12 protein-coding genes are annotated in these 17869 nt (G+C 38.7%); 1 reads left to right on the top strand and 11 read right to left on the bottom strand.

The annotated features are described in order from the left end of the window. Nucleotides 1-103: 103 nt before the first annotated feature. Both nagE and BM000_RS11925 read right to left on the bottom strand, forming a co-directional pair. Entirely contained in the window at nt 104-1546 is a 1443-nt protein-coding gene (gene nagE / locus BM000_RS11930; protein ID WP_091498676.1) for an N-acetylglucosamine-specific PTS transporter subunit IIBC, read from the bottom strand. A gap of 223 nt (nt 1547-1769) precedes the next feature. Further along, nucleotides 1770-6398 carry an LPXTG cell wall anchor domain-containing protein gene (locus BM000_RS11925; RefSeq protein ID WP_177178293.1) on the bottom strand — a complete coding sequence of 1543 codons (4629 nt, stop codon included), beginning with the start codon at nt 6396-6398 and terminating at the stop codon, nt 1770-1772. Between the two features lie 200 nt (nt 6399-6598). On the opposite strand from BM000_RS11925, the gene BM000_RS11920 reads away from it, so the two are divergent. Then, a complete protein-coding gene (locus BM000_RS11920; protein WP_143063934.1) occupies nt 6599-7255 on the top strand; it encodes a response regulator transcription factor in 657 nt (218 codons plus the stop codon). 66 nt (nt 7256-7321) lie between these two features. Here the strand turns inward: BM000_RS11920 and BM000_RS11915 are convergent, their stop codons facing one another. The 9 genes from BM000_RS11915 to BM000_RS11875 form a co-directional block, all read right to left on the bottom strand. Beyond that, a complete protein-coding gene (locus tag BM000_RS11915; RefSeq protein ID WP_177178292.1) occupies nt 7322-9376 on the bottom strand; it encodes a sensor histidine kinase in 2055 nt (684 codons plus the stop codon). A gap of 156 nt (nt 9377-9532) precedes the next feature. Continuing rightward, nucleotides 9533-10573 carry a MupG family TIM beta-alpha barrel fold protein gene (locus tag BM000_RS11910; RefSeq protein WP_177178291.1) on the bottom strand — a complete coding sequence of 347 codons (1041 nt, stop codon included), beginning with the start codon at nt 10571-10573 and terminating at the stop codon, nt 9533-9535. After that, nucleotides 10566-11990, bottom strand: coding sequence for a PTS transporter subunit EIIC (locus tag BM000_RS11905; protein WP_091498664.1), 1425 nt, complete (start codon nt 11988-11990; stop codon nt 10566-10568). Before BM000_RS11905 ends, BM000_RS11910 begins: the two co-directional genes overlap by 8 nt. Before the next feature lie 21 nt (nt 11991-12011). Further along, nucleotides 12012-12905 carry an N-acetylmuramic acid 6-phosphate etherase gene (gene murQ, locus BM000_RS11900; RefSeq protein ID WP_091498661.1) on the bottom strand — a complete coding sequence of 298 codons (894 nt, stop codon included), beginning with the start codon at nt 12903-12905 and terminating at the stop codon, nt 12012-12014. After that, nucleotides 12898-13752, bottom strand: coding sequence for a MurR/RpiR family transcriptional regulator (locus BM000_RS11895; protein WP_091498659.1), 855 nt, complete (start codon nt 13750-13752; stop codon nt 12898-12900). The genes murQ and BM000_RS11895 overlap by 8 nt, the downstream gene beginning before the upstream one ends. 284 nt (nt 13753-14036) lie before the next feature. Further along, nucleotides 14037-15122: a DUF871 domain-containing protein gene (locus BM000_RS11890; RefSeq protein WP_091498656.1), complete on the bottom strand. Its 1086-nt coding sequence runs from the start codon at nt 15120-15122 to the stop codon at nt 14037-14039. An 18-nt stretch (nt 15123-15140) separates the two neighbouring features. Further along, nucleotides 15141-17180: an anhydro-N-acetylmuramic acid kinase AnmK gene (anmK, locus tag BM000_RS11885; RefSeq protein ID WP_177178290.1), complete on the bottom strand. Its 2040-nt coding sequence runs from the start codon at nt 17178-17180 to the stop codon at nt 15141-15143. A gap of 23 nt (nt 17181-17203) precedes the next feature. Then, nucleotides 17204-17494, bottom strand: a complete 291-nt coding sequence (locus BM000_RS11880; RefSeq protein ID WP_091498651.1) for a hypothetical protein — start codon at nt 17492-17494, stop codon at nt 17204-17206. A gap of 1 nt (nt 17495) precedes the next feature. Further along, nucleotides 17496-17816, bottom strand: coding sequence for a PTS lactose/cellobiose transporter subunit IIA (locus BM000_RS11875; protein ID WP_091498649.1), 321 nt, complete (start codon nt 17814-17816; stop codon nt 17496-17498). Nucleotides 17817-17869: the final 53 nt, after the last annotated feature.

The raw sequence follows: 17869 nt of genomic DNA, 5'->3' as shown, positions 1-17869 counted from the left end.
GTTAAAAGATAAACCCCAGAAGTTAGCTTTATTTAGCTAACTTCTGGGGTTTATTATGCCCACAATTAACTTGCAATACTGATAAGTAGCGAATATGGGTTAGCTATTTTCTCATTTTATAAATGACATTGGCAACTGATTCAACCTGTGTCCCAACGACAACTTGGATGTTGTAATCATCAATAACATTAATACCAGGTACACCTGTGCGTTTAATTCTATTCTGATCAACTAATGCCATATCCTTTACCTCTAGCCGCAAGCGCGTAATACAGTTGTCAACTGACACTACATTGTCATCACCACCGAGCGCTTGATAGATCACTGTTGCCATGGTTTTGTGCTTATCTGGAGCACGACTAGAATCAGCACCAACTTCATCGTCCTCAGTTTCCTCGATGCCACGACCTGGTGTTTTTAAATCAAACGTTATGATCACTACCCGAAAAACAACATAGTAAATAATTGCAAATACAAGTCCCTGTATAATTAGCATATAAGGATTGTTAGCTAACGGTAATCGTGAGCTGAGGAAAAAATCAATAAACCCAGCACTAAAACCGAACCCCGCTGTCCAATTAAACAGCGCAGCTACCATAAGTGATACACCGCTTAATAAAGCATGAATTAAAAACAATACTGGAGCGGCAAACATAAACGAAAACTCAATCGGCTCTGTCACACCCGTAAGAAATGCGGCAAAAGCAGCGGCAAACATTAATGCTGCCACCTTCTTTTTATTTTCTGACTTTGCTGTATGATACATTGCTAAACAGGCAGCTGGTAATCCAAACATCATCACTGGGAAGAAGCCAGCCTGATACATACCTGTTACACCAAGAACGCCTTCACCAGACCAGAATTTACCGATATCATCAATGCCAACCATATCAAACCAAAACACCTGGTTTAAGGCATGGTGTAAGCCAGTCGGAATAAGTAATCGGTTAGCGAAACCATATATCCCAGCACCAAAGGCCCCTAAACCACTAATTGCTTCACCAAAATTTACGAGTCCCTCGAATACGACTGGCCATATAAAGAACATAATAGCCGATACACCTAACATGGATACAGCTGTCATAATTGGGACTGAGCGTTTCCCACTGAAGAATGCAAGAGCATCTGGTAGCTTGACCTGATGAAAGCGATTATACATAACGGCTGCAACAAGACCAGAGATCATTCCAACAAACGCATTTCCAATACTGTCAAAAGCCGGTGATACTGCTTCACTTCCTTGCAGCAGAGCCACTCTATCAGGTGATAATAAGTTGGTAATAATAAGAAAGCCAATTAGTCCACTAAGCGCTGCCGATCCATCTTTCTCTTTAGACATTCCCAGTGCAACACCAACAGCGAAAAGTACTGGTATATTATCTATTATTGATGAACCCGCACCAATTAAAAAAGCTGAAATAGCATTGCCCTCTCCCCAACCACTAGGATCTAACCAATAGCCAAAACCCATTAAGACAGCAGCTGCCGGTAAAACTGCTACGGGTAGCATCAGTGATCGCCCAAGCCTTTGTAAGTATTTCATCATTTTTTTAACCCCCATTCTATTTCTTACAAATAGACTAGCATTATATAACAGCAGTCGTCTATACCAATGTAACAAAATCTAACATATTAGTAAACGGTATCAACTTAATTGTTTGGAGAAAAATAATATTTTTATTTTCCTTCTTTTTTTTGATAAAATATGCGAATATTATCCCTTTATACGCACAACGAAAAGGGACACACTTAAGTGTATCCCTTTCCTACTATACTTTCTTCCGTTTCACAAACTTCAACATGACTCCACTCACCATTAGGACGAAACCAGCAATTAACCAATTAAAGGTACTGCTTGCTGTATTGGGAAGGGCTTCTTTACTATCCTCGCTCGTCCGATCCTCAACGGTAATGTTATCATCCCCATCTTGATCACTTGATGCTTTCCCTTCGTTTCCTCCAACTCCATTTCCCCCACCTGGATTAGGTGGAGTTCCACCACTTCCATTTCCACCATCTTCTTCATCAGGATCAGTCGGTGTGGTCACTTCCTCAGCCAATTCGATGATTGTAAAGGTACTAAACTTTTCAATGGTAAAGGCTAGTCCAACTGGATTGCCTTGCTCATCATAAACAAGCTCTCCTTCAGCTACTACTATCTCACCATCACTATGCTCAATATAGACTCGAAGATTATTAAGATTAATTCCGTCATAAAAAACATCTGCTAATGGGAGCATAATTGTTGTTTCAAAGCCCTTGTAGTTTGTTTCAATCTCTACTGGAGCACCTAATATATTTATTTTTCCATGTTTACCATATAGTTGCTCAAGCTCTTGTTGTAATGGCAGATGGTTAAGAGCCCGGTTTACTAACTCGATTTGCTCACCTTGCTCATTGACTGGCACAAGACGGAAATATAGTTCATTACTGGTCGCTTGTAGACGAGCAATTTGTTCAGCAGACAAATAGATTTGACCATAGTCAGTGTGAATCTCCAATCCACCCGTCAATGCTGCTAATACATTTGCAGGAACCTCAACTGCTAATTCATCTGCTGGATTTATAACATCGTTAGGTAGGAAAATACGGATTGTACCAGCTCCAGCTTCTTGAACCATATCACTCGTTAAAATCAACTTGTTAATCTTATTAACTACCTGTGTATTAGATTGATCAAGTAAGTTAATCCGCTCAATCGCTGCAAACTGCTTGGTATTACTGTTTGAGCCAATATTAACCGGCCGTAATGTTTGTTCAGTAAACTTATCTCCAATTTGCTTACTCTTTACAATTAGCAAAAAGCTCTTCTCAATTTGCTGCTTACCATTGGTCAGGGTCGCCGTAAGAATACTTGATTGATCACGCTGTTGACGATTGGTAATTGCTTTGCCATTAGCAATGCCAATAACCTCCGGCTTTGTCGATGACCAATTAATAATTGAACCGTAATTTCCTTTGTTCAACGTAATAAACGGACGCGTGATGCTCTCCCAGGTATCATTGTCTGCAAAGTGAAAAGCTTGATCTCTTGTTAAGCTAATCATGTCGACATACAATTCATGTAATGTGCGCATTTCCGTTTGGTTACTTTCATTGGTAAGTGTTAAAATTGCCGCATCAATAGCCTGATTTGTTTGTTGCTGAAATTTATTTTTTTGGGTAGGTGCATCTGCTGCTGAAAGCTCTAAAATCGCCTTACCAATTAATGCTTTCTTTGCAAGCTCCTGTTCAGCTGCAGACTTATTTGACTTAGCAATTGCTTGTAGAATTAAGTCAATATCTTTAGCCCTTGTCAGTTTGACTGTTGGCTGATCAGATAACAGTTTATCGACAAATGCCGTAAATACGTCAGCTCGGTCTGTCTGAGTTAGCTTTGCTTGCTCAATCAAATTAGTCACAAGATATGCCATTGGCATTGTCTTAATTTCACCAATTTGTTCTATGATTGCCGTTTTCCAAAGTTGGTTAACCTCTTGATTTAGCTTTTTCGTCATTTCAGCTAAACCGTTGGTAAGTTGAACAATCTCATTTGTTTGCTCAATTGTACTCGTTTCAAGAAGCGAAGTTAATGTCTTATCAAGCTGAATAGTATTCACATAAGTTGGTTCAGTTTGATTACCCTGGATTGCTTGGTAATTAACTATTGCCTCAGTTGCTGCTTTGCTCACCTTTTGCGCATTTTGAGCAGCCTCAAAATGATTATTATGCTGATCAAGTAACTGCGCTAGCTCCAATAAAGCGTTTGTTTGTTCAATAATGGTTTCTGTACTAGGCTGCTCTAGTTCAAGCTCATGCTTTAACTGCTCCGTCGCTTGTTTTGTCTGGTCAAAAATATAGCTTGCATACTCACCATTCAAGCTTTGGTGACGTTCCACATGTTGCTTAGCAAGTTCAATTGCTGTCTCTGCTGCTTCTATCGCATTGGCTAATTCTTTTGCTTCGCTTGCAGCATTTAATTGTGCAATTGCTTGATCAAGCAATTGCGTCTGCTCTTGGATAAATTGTTTGTCTAATGGCTTGGTATCTATCGCTGTTGTTAAAATATCCTTTACTGCTAAATAGTCCAAATAGACAGATGTTTCTTCATCCCCGCCAGCATTTTGATAGCGTTGTTCAGCAGATTGTCCTTTAGATAGTGCTGCTTCAGCGGCTGCTAACGCATTAGCCAGCTCCTTGGCTTCGCTTGCTTGCTCTAACGCTTTTGTTGCTTCTTCTAGCTGCTTAGCTTGCTGTAAAATATCCTCTTTATTTTGCGGGTCAGCCGTTAGCTTAGCTTCAAGTTCACTAACTGCTTGGCTAAACTCCTGATAAACTTGTTCTTTCAGCTCGCCTGCAGCAGCTTGATAACGTGCATCGGCTATTTTAGCCAATTGTTGAATAACTTCTGCTTCATCAAGAACTTGGTCAAGTAGCTTTTGTTCAATCAACTGTTCTAAAGCCAAAATCGCTTGCTTTAAACTTGCTGCTTTCATCAAAATATTCTCTTTATTTTGTGGTTCAGCGTCTAATGCTGTTGCTAATTCTGCTTGACTTGTTTGCAGGCCAAGATAGGTTTCGTCAGTTAAATCGAACGCAAACGATTCATAGCGTGTAGTGCTGTCCGACGCAGTGTTCAAACTTTGCTCTGCTGCTTCAACAGCGTCTTGTAATGGTTTGCCATCATCAGTTGGTCCTACAATCGATGATTTTACTACCCGATTCTGATCATTAACTTCAACAACTTCAATATAAGAGCCGTTTGTCGCTTCAAGCTCATGACTAGCTTGTTCATCTAATGGCGTCCAACCAGAGGGATCAATCATTTGATTCTGATTCAATGGCACAGTTTCTTGATCGTGAACCCGATAGTATCGCATATTCTCTTCAGGTAATGAGTCGGGTAAAGTTAGTTGAACATAGCCTGGTTTAACTGGGCTAAACGGTTGTAAAGTTAAATTAATCGATTCTGCTTGTTCACCCTTTTTAATCACGAGGGTGAAGGTTTTTTCAGTCTTGTTACCATCCTTCTCAATAGTTGCGGTTAAGACAATCGTTTCATCTTCTGTTGTAAATGATGGCTTTGTGATTGTACCAGTCAATACATCAAAGAATTCCGGTTTATCAACTGACCAAGTAATGGTCTCGCCATCTTTTGTCTCAGTTACGAGTTCAATATCCTTTGAGACATGATTGCTGTCATCTTGATCAGCAAATTTAATTAACGGCTCTGTTTTAATGGGTTGCGTTACTTTTACTTCTTCTTCATTCGCATTTTTCACTTCAATTTCAATCGTTTTGGTTGTATTTTCATGACGCGGTGCATTGCTCGAGTATGTAATTAATCGAGCTGCTTGTTGTACAACAACATCAGAGATGACATTTCCAAAATATCTAATATTATCAATGTAAAGCGATGCGCCCATTAATCCTCCGCCCGTTCCATCATAGGAACCACTGATAAATTTAAAGCGGTATTGCCCATCATTTGGAATGCTCGCAGTTGTCGTTGTCCACGCTTGTGTTCGACCACGCCCATAAAATAATCGTGTCTCTACCCCAGTATTTTCGTTAACTAAAAAGGCATAAACATCATAATCATCCCCACCATTTACAGCAGACCAATCTAAGGCAATTGTATCGTTCTCATAGGCATAGAATGAATCACTTATTGCCCACGGACCGTGGAATACTGCAAAGTTAGGCTGAACCAGATTAAAGGCACCACGCGTCTCGTTAACCCAATATTCAGCCTCTAATCTTAACGCATAAGCCCCAGTTGATTTCTGACTTGCCTGCACTTCAAATTGCATTCTAAAGCTACTATTATATGAAGGATTGAGTGTTCCTTGGGTACCACTTTCTAGTGGACTAACCACATATTTATCAAGGGTAATATCCCAACCATTAATCCGATGCTTAGCCCCCATATCACTCGGCTGCGTAATAATTGCACGTTGTACATCTTCCTCAAACCCTGCATTAACTAATGGTGTTGAGAAATCAATCTGAATCGGTTGTCCATTTGCTCCATTATAGGTCGCGTTAACCGTACCGATAACTCGACTACTACCACCCTCTCCCAAATAAACAGTTGTACCAACAATGGATACGATCCCAGCTTCAGATGATGGCGAACTGGATTGAATAACGGAAAGCTGGTCAGTAGCTTCACTATTTGTAATTGTGAAACGAACATAACCATCACCGTATGATCCTCCCCCGGTAATCTCAATATTGGGTGCAACTTGAACGTCCCCATCACCTTCTTGATAATCAAGCGGTGGTAAATTTGTAATCGTTGGTGCTGCAGCAGTCACTGTTAAAAGCCGTAACGGTGTTTGCAATGGCGAAACTCCAATTAAGACAATTAACAAGACAACTAATAATTTCTTAAACAATTGATATGATAATTTCATTTCCTCACCCCTATTTAGTTCTAAAAACCCATGACCATCAACCTTTTTAAATAAAAAAATAAAATAAGTCATCCTTTTAACCTATTAAATCATATAAATTGTGAACAAAATAGTGACTTTTTGTCACAATTATTTTATTTTGTCAGAATATGCGGTAAAATGATAAGTAACATAGAATCTTGCAGATAGTGGTGATCACATTGAATAAAACGCGTATTTTTATTACCGATGATCAAGAGTTGATCAGAACTGGCTTGAAGGAGTTTATTGAATTACAGGACGATTTGGAAGTGGTGGGACTTGCTAGAAATGGGCAAGAGGCCGTTGAACAGTTGGCTATTATTGAGGCAGATGTTGTATTAATGGACATTAAAATGCCGATTATGGATGGAATAGAGGCTACTAAACTATTAAAATTAACCCAGCCTAATCTGATTGTTTTAATTCTTACAACATTTAATGAAGAGAACTATATTGTGCAAGGACTAGCTAATGGTGCAAATGGATACATATTGAAGGACAACAATTTTGATCAATTATTAAAGAATATTCGTGATGCTGCAAATCACCAGTATTATGTACCCTTTGAAATAGCGGAGAAGCTAGCTAAATTTGTCGTTACGCTTAGTGACGATGCGCATCAAGGCAGGTTGTTAACAGCACTTGACCCTTATCACTTTACTGCTAGGGAACGAGAAGTGTTATTACTTTTATTAAAACGTTATAGCAATAGTGAGATCGCTGCCAAGCTCTTTTTAGGTGAAGGCACAGTAAAAAACTATTTATCAATCATTTATCGAAAGCTTCATGTGAAAAATCGTAAGCAAGCTCTCGAAATATTAGAGCAGCTTCAATAAGAACATACTAAGATTAGTGGGCAAGATCATCGCCGGATGATCTTGCCCACTAATCTTAGTATGTTTTCAATTAAGTTCGAGAGGTAAGGTAAAGTAAAAAGTACTGCCCTCTCCCAGTTGACTGACAACCCCAACAGTGCCACCGTGCTGTTCAATAATTGCCTTTGAAATAGCAAGCCCTAAACCAGTTCCTTCTGTTACGCCTTCTCGATTGCTAAAAAAACGTTCAAATACATGCACTTGGTCATCCCCAGATATGCCAACACCGAAATCTCTAATTGAGACCTTTAAAAACTGATTGCTTTGAGAACTTTCCAATTCATACGAGATTTTTAACAAATACCCTTTTCCTCTACTAAACTTAACCGCATTTTGCAGGTAATTTTCTATAACCTGTTCTATCCGAGTCTGATCAATAAACAGCGTATAATCTTCTAGATCTAGCTCTTTTTTATATTCCCACTCCATTCCTTGATCTAATATACTTTGCTGGCATTTTCTATTATTATTTTGTACCCACCCTTCTGCCGGTACCCGCTCATAATAGAATGATAAATGCTTTAATTCAAGCTTCGATAAATCAAACAAATCATTAATTAGCCGTTTCATATAAAGGAGCTTTTCATCGAGTGCTTGAAGACGTTCACTGGCATCCTGTGACAAATCTGTTTTCTTCATAAGATGTAGATGTGTTTGAATGCCAAATAGGGGGGCACCTAAATCATGAGCGATATTGGTCAACAATTCTCCTCGCTGTCGCTGCAACGAATTTAATTCCTTATTCATCATTAACAACTCACTTGTGCGCTCCACAACCTTATCTTCTAAATTAGCTGTTAGTTGAATAAGTTCACTATTCAACTGTTCATTTCTTTCAAATGTTAACCCATATCGGTAAGAAGAAATCATTGCTCTAAAAATTAAAAAAGAAAAAATACTATAAGAAAATAGGTTAACGGTATCGATGACATTTGTGACAAACAAGGTATCGTTGATAATACCAACTACGCCGATCATTAAGCCAATAAGGTAGATGACCGACCCTGGCCGTTTCCGAAACGTGGCAATTATCCCAACATAAAAGATATAGTAACCAAGTAACAGGACCATAATCAAAACATGAATATTTATTAAATTGGTAAACACGCGCGTTGGTGTAAAGAGAATAAATGTAGAAACAACAACGATAAGCATGATTGACAAGTTTGCAACGGTCCCATTAACTTCAGCTTGATAATTCTTCTTCAGATATAGAATAAGCGCAATAAAAATAAGCAACGGTGTAATGTATTCAATCTTCATCATGACCTGCCAATCTATTTCTGGAAAAAGCAAGAAGACAAACTCCTCATTGTATACCCATGTACGAATTGCGCCAAGCACGCCTACTAAAGATATATATAAATTTGATAGATCGTTCCCTCTAATTCGAAGCACGATGAAATGATACAAGCTGATCGCGAGTAAGGCGCCGATTAAGACTGCTTCTAGCGCTAAATCTTTTAAATAACTGTTAAGAACAAACTGCTCCAGCCCAAAGTAGATATTTTGATAAATTCCACCCTCGCGAAAGGAATGGCTTGAAACATGCACGACAAGATCAATCTTTTCATCCTGTGGTTGAATAAACACAGCATTGCGTGTTAAGCTTGCCTGCTCGTGCTGAGCGGACTGACTGACAACGCCAACACCCTCTTGTTCAATTCCATTCACAAATAGGCGATACGCGCTTCCAATTCGCTCAAGGTAGAGACCAAAGGATTGGCCGACCAGTTGTTCTGGTATTTCTAACTGTAAATGATATGTTCCATAGCCATAGCGATCGGACTGTTTAAAGTATGTAACATCCTCATCTCTCCACGAGTGTGGAAGATTAACCAAAGTAGTGACTTCTTTTTCTTTCCAAATTGCCTCAGTTGTCAAAAATTGATTGGGATAAAATGACCATTCACCAGTTAAACTAAGAAGGCTTTGATTACCAAGCTGTTCTGCTGTAACAGAATGATAGCCATTTTCTATCGTCAAATTAACCTTATCATTATTTAAAATAAACATGGCTCCAGCCAAACCAAATAAACAAATTGCCATAATGAGGAAATTACTCTTTAGTACCTTTTGCATGTTCATTCACCTCGAGCTTGCTAGTTAATCTTTTTCAGCTCTATTATACTTTATTTTCATTTTAGAAAGGAAAAAAGTATAAAAAAACTTCTGCGACTATCCAAAGTGGATTAAGCACAAAAGTTTTTTAAAACGCATTACTTTAGTTATACATGGTTATTTTTTTATAAATTTGATCTGATCCCCATTTTCAATGCATTCAAGTATTTGAAGATAATCTTCAGCAATATTTCCGATCACATTTACTCTATGATCAGCTGGGTAGTCATTTCTTAACACCTGTATCTCACCTGAATAACGTTGGTAATTCTCATTATCCATGGTAATACTACCTCGACTTCTTGCTAAACAATTGAATTCATCAACCTTTTCACCCAAGCTTGCATAGCCCCTTGACTCTTGCAAACGCATTAAGCCTCTCGGAGAATCAATACGAATCGTAAAGGTTTGATCGTAGAGATGGTGATAGCGATCATGAAAAGTAACCGGCACTTGAATAACGTTAGTATGCTGAAACGCTGTTATCAAGCGTACCTGGTAATCTGAGATTAAGACATCTCCAACAAACACGTGCTTGACCTGGTAATTCTTCACCAAATCTAAATACGCCAAATATGGTGGAAGATAGCGATGGTGCTCCATTGTTGGTAGACCTTCAAAGATTGGTCCACGTTGCACTGCATCACCACTAATAAACACAATCGACTGAATACCTTGCTTAGCTAGGTCATTTTCAATAGATTGAAATAAATTTGAATCCAAGCCTGTTTCTGGTCTGGGATAAAAGTTGTGCATAGCATAGCTTTCAGCCTGCTTATCGTCTAATAGCTTCGGAAGTGATAGGGTTGACGCATTGAACGCTAGCGGAAACTGCTGATTAATCCAGTTAATTTCTTGATCAGAAAATCCATAATCTAAGCGTAATATTGTTAATTTCATTTGTTTCGCAAATAAAATAAGATCTGTTTCATTAAAAATCTCTAGTGTCTTTGGTGAAACATCAGCAATAATATTGAATTGCTTGTCATCAAGCCAATTACACATCGCTATCGCTTGATTACAGTAGCGATCATCGACTTCCTCGATGATATGAAAGGAAGTGAAAATGTAATTTTCACTTCCAGTTAACTTTTCCAGCATAGGCTTCTGCTGCTCAAAAGTTGACACATACACAGAGAATCCAAGTGAATTAGGCATTTGCGATATCATCTCGTTTAATAAATAAGTGTGTGATGATAAAGCCAGCGATATAAGAAATAAACACGCCAATTACGAAGTGGATCATTTTATCAGCATGCATTAAAGGAACAGCAACTAGACCAGATGGTCCCCAAGCATTCGCCATAACATTCGTTAGCATAACGTAAGCACCACCGAAGCCTGCCCCTAGACCTGCTGTAATAAATGGCTTTCCTAATGGAAGGGTAACACCATAAATTAATGGTTCACCAATACCAAGAATACCTGCTGGTAATGCACCCGCGATAACCTGCTTAAGGCGATCGTTGCCCACTTTTCGGCACATTAAATAAATTGAGATCGCAGCCCCAACTTGGCCCGCTCCCGCCATTGCTAGTACTGGGAATAGAGATACACCGCCTAATGCTTCTAGCTGAATAGCGTAAATCGGAATAAGACCATGGTGAAGCCCTAATAACACCATTGGTAAGAAGACAGCGGCTAGGATATAACCTGAGATAACGTTAACCACAGCATATTCTGAGCCAATGATGACACTTAAACCACTTACTAACCAATCTGATAGGATGCCTGATAATGGCATAACAATAAAAACAAATAAAAGAGCAGTGACTAGTAAAGTAATAACCGGTGTAACAATCAGATCTAACACATCTGGAATCCGTTTACGGACAGTTTTTTCAATTTTCGCTAGAATAAATACGCCAAGAATGACACCAATAATACCACCCTTACCTGTTGTAAGAATAGAATTCAATGGTTGTTCAGCATCATACAACCCAAACAATTGTGAAATATCCACAAGTGGGGCTGCGATTGACATTGCACCAACCATCCCACCTAAGGCTTCTGTTGCCCCAAAACGTTTTGCAGAATTAATTCCTGTATAGATAGCAAAGTAGCCTAAGAACCCTGTTCCGATCAATGAGAAGAGTAGACGAAGAGTTTCCCAAAATTGACCATCTATTACTGCTTCACCTTGTAAGGTGCCAATTAAACTACTGAATCCATTAAAGATCCCGGCAGCGATAATCGCTGGAATCATCGGAATAAAAATACCTGAGATCGTTTCTAAAGCCGATTTAAGCTTACTTTGTTTTTGCTTCCCTTTAATAGCATCTTTATTGTCTTGCCAATCATTAGTTGCTTGTCCATCCTGTTTAACAGCAAAGTTTTCTACGAGTAAATCAGCCAGCTTCTTTGCTTTTCCAGGTCCGACCACAATTTGCAGCGTCTCTGCTTTAACTACACCCATGACCCCTTCAGTTGCTTTTAGACTCTCAAAGTTAACTTTATCGTCATCCTTCAACCGAATACGCAATCTGGTCATACAGTTTGTGGCAGCATTAATGTTTGCCACCCCACCTACTAACTCAACGATTTCATTAATTAATTGTTCATTTCCCTTAGCCATACAAAACACCTCTTCCGATTATTATTGAATAGCCTTTCTAATATGACCGTTAGTACCTGCTAGCTTAGCTTTGGCAACATTTACATCACAGTCTATTAAAATCATGGTAATAGCTAGCTTAACATTGCCTTCGCCCTCTAATAATTTTGCTTTCGCTGTTTCGCGGTCAACTTCAGTTGCATGCATAACGATATTTTCAGCTCTTGTCTCAAGCTTCTTATTGGTTCGCTGAACATCAACCATTAAGTTTTTATAAACCTTTCCAATACCCACCATTGAAATAGTTGATAGCATATTAAGGACCATCTTCTGCGCCGTCCCTGCTTTTAATCTGGTTGATCCTGATAGAACTTCTGGTCCTGGCGCCACTTCAATAGGAATTTGTGCGACGGCTCCTATTGCAGAATTCTGATTACAAGAAATTGCAACCGACGTTGCTTTAATGGCATTTGCATATTCAAGTGCACCAATAACATATGGTGTACGACCACTTGCAGCGAGTCCAACTACGACGTCATTTGCCGTTAAATTAATCGCTCTTAAGTCCTGCTCGCCTAAGGCGCTGTTATCTTCTGCTCCTTCAATGGCTTTGGTAAAAGCTTGCGCTCCCCCTGCAATTAAACCAACAACCATTTCTGGCGAGGTACCAAATGTCGGTGGACATTCAGCTGCATCTAACACGCCCAATCGTCCACTTGTACCTGCACCAACATAAATGAGTCGCCCACCATTCTCAAGAGAAGGGACAATTTTTGCAACGGCTTGTTCAATTTGAGGTAAAACCTCTTTAACTGCTTCAGCCACTTTCATATCCTCTTGATTCATAACGGTTAACGCCTCTAAATAGGACATCTGATCAAGATTCATCGTGTTAGGATTTTGTTGTTCTGTTGACATGTTGTTTAAGTTAATCATCCCGATCCAGCTCCTTTCTAATCTGCGTTTTTTCTAAAATTTCAATTGATTTTTCATATTGCATATTGACATAGGCTGTATAAATAATGTCAATCAAATTTAGTTGTGATATCCGTGATGACATTGCACCACTTCTAAATGCGTACTCATTGGCAGCAACAAATAAATTATGATCTGCTAAATCAATAATAGGTGCACTTCCATACTTAGTTAGCGATATAATAGGTGCTTTATTCGCCTTAGCTGTTTTCGCACATTCGATCATTTCAGTAGTTTGTCCTGAATAAGAAATGACAATGCCACAATCCTTTGGTGTCATATTTCGTGCCATAAGTAACTGTGTATGCCAATCTTCACTGACATATGCCATTTTGTTTAAGCGCGTAAACTTTAGCTGTGCGTCCTTAGCAACAATTTGGGATGCACCTATCCCAAAGATAACAAGCTTCTCACAATCATAGATCATCTCAACACATTGATTAAGGACATCAAAATCAAGTAAATTCGTTGTTTCTTCTAAGGAAAGAATATTCTTATTCGTCACCTTATTAACAATTTCATCAATGTAATCGGCCTTTATTACATCAGCGATTTCTTTATTTTTATACGTTTTTCGGATCGCTTGCTCGTAAATGAGTGACTTAGAAAATTCCTTATACCCTGAGAACCCATTGTGTTTACATAAGCGAATAATTGATGATGGTGAAGAAAAGGTTTCTTCAGCAAGTTTGTAAATGGTCATTTTTGAAGCTCCATCCGGATGATTTAGCACAAAATCAATAATTGCTTGCTCGGTAATACTTGCGTGATCATAATATTCTCTTAATCGAATTGTTGCGATTTTCATATGCTTGCTCCTTCTTGCTATAGTTTGATCTTACCACCATAAAACTAAGTGTCAATAAAATAACGATTTCATGAAACATTGTACCACAAAGTGAACGTTTACATTGTTTTCCCTACTTTTTTTTGAAACTTTATGCGTATTCATGTGAGATATGCTGACATATTTACAGTAAATTGGCTAATTAATTTTAGTGATGATAGCCTTTAAATTAAAATATTTTTTAAACCCCCTCACAATAGACTGCAACTGAGTCTATTGTGAGGGGGCTATGATAAGCAACACAGTTATTTATGATACAGCCTGAACTTCTGCCAAGGTTGAATAAGATCTATTAAAAATAGTTCCTCATCAACAACCCGTCCAACAACATTTGTTTTCCCTGAATTATCCATGTCCTTAAGTGCAATTTGCAGTTCACCTGCGTAATGAGCATATAAACTACTTTCAATAATAATGTCACCTCTTTTAATTTCTTTCGGGTTAAAGACCTCGAAGTTATGCCCTTTGTACTTAACGCGACTTTGGGTTGAGCGGATCATATAATCAGATACATCGCCACGGTTAAAATGGAATTCATCCAAGACGATTTTTCGCTCTAACTCTGGTACATCACTATTCAATTCAACCTTGAGCTTTAGCAGGTATGGATCAAGATTAGCTAACTGCTTAAGCTCATCCTCGGTGGCAAATGCATTTGCAATAATCACATCATCAATCAGTTCAGTGGCAAATAAATGCTTCGCCTGAGCGTCAATTGGTAAGGTTCGATGTGCTTCTAAGGTGCAAAGCCCTTCATCAACTGGCCATGGTCCAATATGAGCATGTTGTGATGAAACAAATGCTGCTGTTGGTAGACCCAGCTCCTTAAACTGCTTAGAGGTCCTCATGAAATGCTCATACGATAACCCTGCATAGCGATGCGGATAAAAATTATGGCTACCAATGATATTAGCCAGATTGGGCTTATACTTCATGATATTATCAATGTACCTTGCACCGGTGCTCATATTAATCTCAATTTTTAAATTAAAAGGATTAAAAGTCATCAAGGCTTCTTCATTACCTGAATAGCCCATATCCAATCTTATCCCAGCAGCTTTCGTCTCAGCAAAGAAGGATAGATCATTATACGAGATATCCAGCTCCGCAAAGACACGGGGGCTTACATCTAAAATGGTCTCCATCCCTAGTGCATTACCATGTTCAATTAAACGACGAAATTCATCAATAATTTCGGCTTTACTCTTATTCACAGATAATAAGCAGGTGAAGATACGTTTAAAACCATATTTACTCGCCAAGCTTATATAGTCGATGTTATCCTGATAACTCGTATGCTCTGGATATATTGAGATGCCTAACCGTTTCATATTTATCTATCCCTTCTGTTAATCTGGGTACGTCACCGATCCTAAAACAGTATGCCTATTAGCACCTGTTACAGCTGGTACATTGGAATGTCGCTTATGCATTGTCTGATTACCAAGGATAACAAATGCAATAGCTTCCTTTGCATCTGATGAAAAGCCTAAATCCTCTTGTGTTAGAACCTTAATTCCCTCTGGTGCAAGTTCATTTTGCAAGTACCTTATCAACGTATGATTATGAGTACCCCCACCCGATACAATTAGTTCATCAATAGAATGCTTGATCTGTAAAAATTCAATAATATGCTTGCCAATGCTACGAGCAGTAAAACGCGTCAAGGTATGCACAATATCTGCTGGATTGTTATCCAGATATTTATTAACCATTTGTTCAGTATAGACCTTGCCAAATTCATCCCGTCCAGTTGATTTAGGCGGAGCTTTGTCAATAAACCAGTGGGACATTAGCTCTTCCAGCATTGGCTCAATTAGTTCACCGGTTTCAGCAATTTTCCCTTGGTCATCATATTCATAGTTAAATAACAATTGCATTGCTTCATTTATCATCATATTCCCCGGACCAGTATCAAATCCGATTAACGCATCAAGTGAACCGGCTGCGGGAATCAAGGTTAAATTGCTTATTCCACCTATATTTAATAGAATTCTTGTTTTGTCACTAGTATACAGAACATATTCACTAAAAGGAACTAACGGTGCCCCTTCACCATTAGCAGCAACATCCTTAGCTCTAAAATTAGATACAACTGTTGCTTCCGTCTGATAAGCAATGACGGCTGGCTCACCTAACTGTAATGTAGAACGTTGTTGTCTATCAGCCAATTCAGCTTCATGAAACACGGTTTGACCATGTGATGCCACATAGAAGAGGTCCCTAGTATTGAGTTGATTTTGTTGGCAGATTTCTTTAACGCAATTTGAGTATTCATAACTTAATTCAAAGTTTAGAGAAGACAGTTCAGATACACGTATATGGTCGCCGCTCACCATACGCTCTACCTTCTCTTTAACTGACAGTGTGTACGGATATGTTTGAAAATCAACGACCTCTATTGACGTATTATGATCAACTCCTGAAATACGACAAAGGACAGTATCTATCCCATCTAATGAAGTGCCAGACATTAACCCAACTGCATATTTCCCCTGATTGTTTATTTGCTTCTTTGTGTTGTAATAGAGGACAGCCCGAGTTGGATCTGCTGCTTTGACTAGCTCAACTACAATACCCTGTTTGTCCAAGTCAGCTAATATATAATCGACCAGTATAGGTGCATTTTCTAGGATTCCACCAGTTAAGCAAAGCTTACTAGCTGATGTGCCTTTACGGTCAATGAATTTTCTTATTTTATCTGCTATAGCTTCTGATGCTTCTTTAATGATCTGAGTTGCTAGCTGATTCCCTTCCTTTGCATGCTGAAGAACGATCGGTGCAAGCTTAGCAATCTCATCTTTCTTACTTCCATAAATAAAGTGCTTTATTTCTTCAATTTCTTGCATATTAAGCTGATGCAAAATCTGTTTCATAAGCACTGGTATTTCCGATTTTTCTTCAAAATAATCAATTGATGCTTTAATCGTTCGGATAACAAGATCATAACCGCTACCAATGTCACCTAGCAAATGACCCCAGCCACCAAACTTGACAGATTCTCCTGAGGCTTCTCCATACATGACAAATCCTGTTCCTGCGATCACTAGCAAGCCATCCTGATCAGCAAATGTACTTTTGTATGCAAGTAAGTAATCACTTACAATCTTTACCTCCACAAGATAGCGTGAATAAAAGTGCGCTTGTAGCATTTCTTGCTCACCATCTGGAAGTCCAGCAATACCAATTGTAATTCCCTTTAACGTTTCATTTCCATAGTGATGAATAAGTGCATCTATTGATTGGGTAATGTGCTCCAATGCAGTCTCTCGATTGACACGGATATTTCCAAAGCCCTCTTGATGTTGATTGAGCTTTGTTCCGTCTGAATCATACGCTGTACTAATTGTTTTTGTCCCACCTGCATCAACACCTATGAAATATGCCATATCGCTCATCCTATCCATGTTTATTACTTTGTAACTTGGCTTGACTTGAAGCCTGTTTTAATCTTCCCAGTCTCAAGCAGCATGCGTGTCGTTTCAAAAAAATAAATATTGGTCCAACAAAAAAGCGTAATTAAACCAACCCAAAGAAAGTTCGGTAAATTTGGTGTAAATATTAAGGGCAAAATTAAAATGAGCGGGCCAATAAAGCCAACTAACCAGCGATTTGGCTGGTATCTCTTTCTGAATTGTCTAACAAGCCAAATTCCAGAAAGGACAATGGTTAGTAAAGAGAGGGCAAAGATGAAGTAAGTCATCTTATTTAGCTTCTGCCTTCATTAGCTTTTTAAAAATAGGCAGCATCCGTTTAACCATTTGATGCTCTGAGATTGCCGTCATCAGATGATCTTGAGCATGAACCATTAATAGACTACCATCTACTTTTTCACCTTGAATCTCTTGTTGAATAAGCTTTGTCTGGGCATTATGTGCTTGATCCATTGTCTTCTCAGCCTGCTCAACCAATTCAAAGGCCTTTTCAATGTTGCCTTCTGCAACTTGATCTAGCGCTTGATAAGTTAAATCTCTAGCATCCCCAGCATTAGCAATAATTTCAAAAATCGCCTGTTCACTATTCATCGTTAATCCCTCACTTTTTTTATAGAATGAACTTAAGTGGTTAAGCGTTTAAC

This window comes from Amphibacillus marinus (assembly GCF_900110345.1).
GTDB classification, from domain to species: Bacteria; Bacillota; Bacilli; order Bacillales; family Amphibacillaceae; genus Amphibacillus_D; species Amphibacillus_D marinus.
The sequence above is the reverse complement of the archived record's forward strand: the minus strand, read 5'-3'. Positions and strand labels throughout refer to the sequence as shown.

Bases quoted from the DNA above. Each gene is read 5' to 3' on its own strand.
- BM000_RS11910 (WP_177178291.1), bottom strand. From the start codon at position 10,573: ATGCCTAATTCACTTGGATTCTCTGTGTATGTGTCAACTTTTGAGCAG.
- BM000_RS11915 (WP_177178292.1), bottom strand. From the start codon at position 9,376: ATGCAAAAGGTACTAAAGAGTAATTTCCTCATTATGGCAATTTGTTTA.
- BM000_RS11925 (WP_177178293.1), bottom strand. From the start codon at position 6,398: ATGAAATTATCATATCAATTGTTTAAGAAATTATTAGTTGTCTTGTTA.
- BM000_RS11905 (WP_091498664.1), bottom strand. From the start codon at position 11,990: ATGGCTAAGGGAAATGAACAATTAATTAATGAAATCGTTGAGTTAGTA.
- nagE (WP_091498676.1), bottom strand. From the start codon at position 1,546: ATGATGAAATACTTACAAAGGCTTGGGCGATCACTGATGCTACCCGTA.
- anmK (WP_177178290.1), bottom strand. From the start codon at position 17,180: ATGGCATATTTCATAGGTGTTGATGCAGGTGGGACAAAAACAATTAGT.
- BM000_RS11895 (WP_091498659.1), bottom strand. From the start codon at position 13,752: ATGAAAATCGCAACAATTCGATTAAGAGAATATTATGATCACGCAAGT.
- BM000_RS11875 (WP_091498649.1), bottom strand. From the start codon at position 17,816: ATGAATAGTGAACAGGCGATTTTTGAAATTATTGCTAATGCTGGGGAT.
- murQ (WP_091498661.1), bottom strand. From the start codon at position 12,905: ATGATTAACTTAAACAACATGTCAACAGAACAACAAAATCCTAACACG.
- BM000_RS11890 (WP_091498656.1), bottom strand. From the start codon at position 15,122: ATGAAACGGTTAGGCATCTCAATATATCCAGAGCATACGAGTTATCAG.
- BM000_RS11880 (WP_091498651.1), bottom strand. From the start codon at position 17,494: ATGACTTACTTCATCTTTGCCCTCTCTTTACTAACCATTGTCCTTTCT.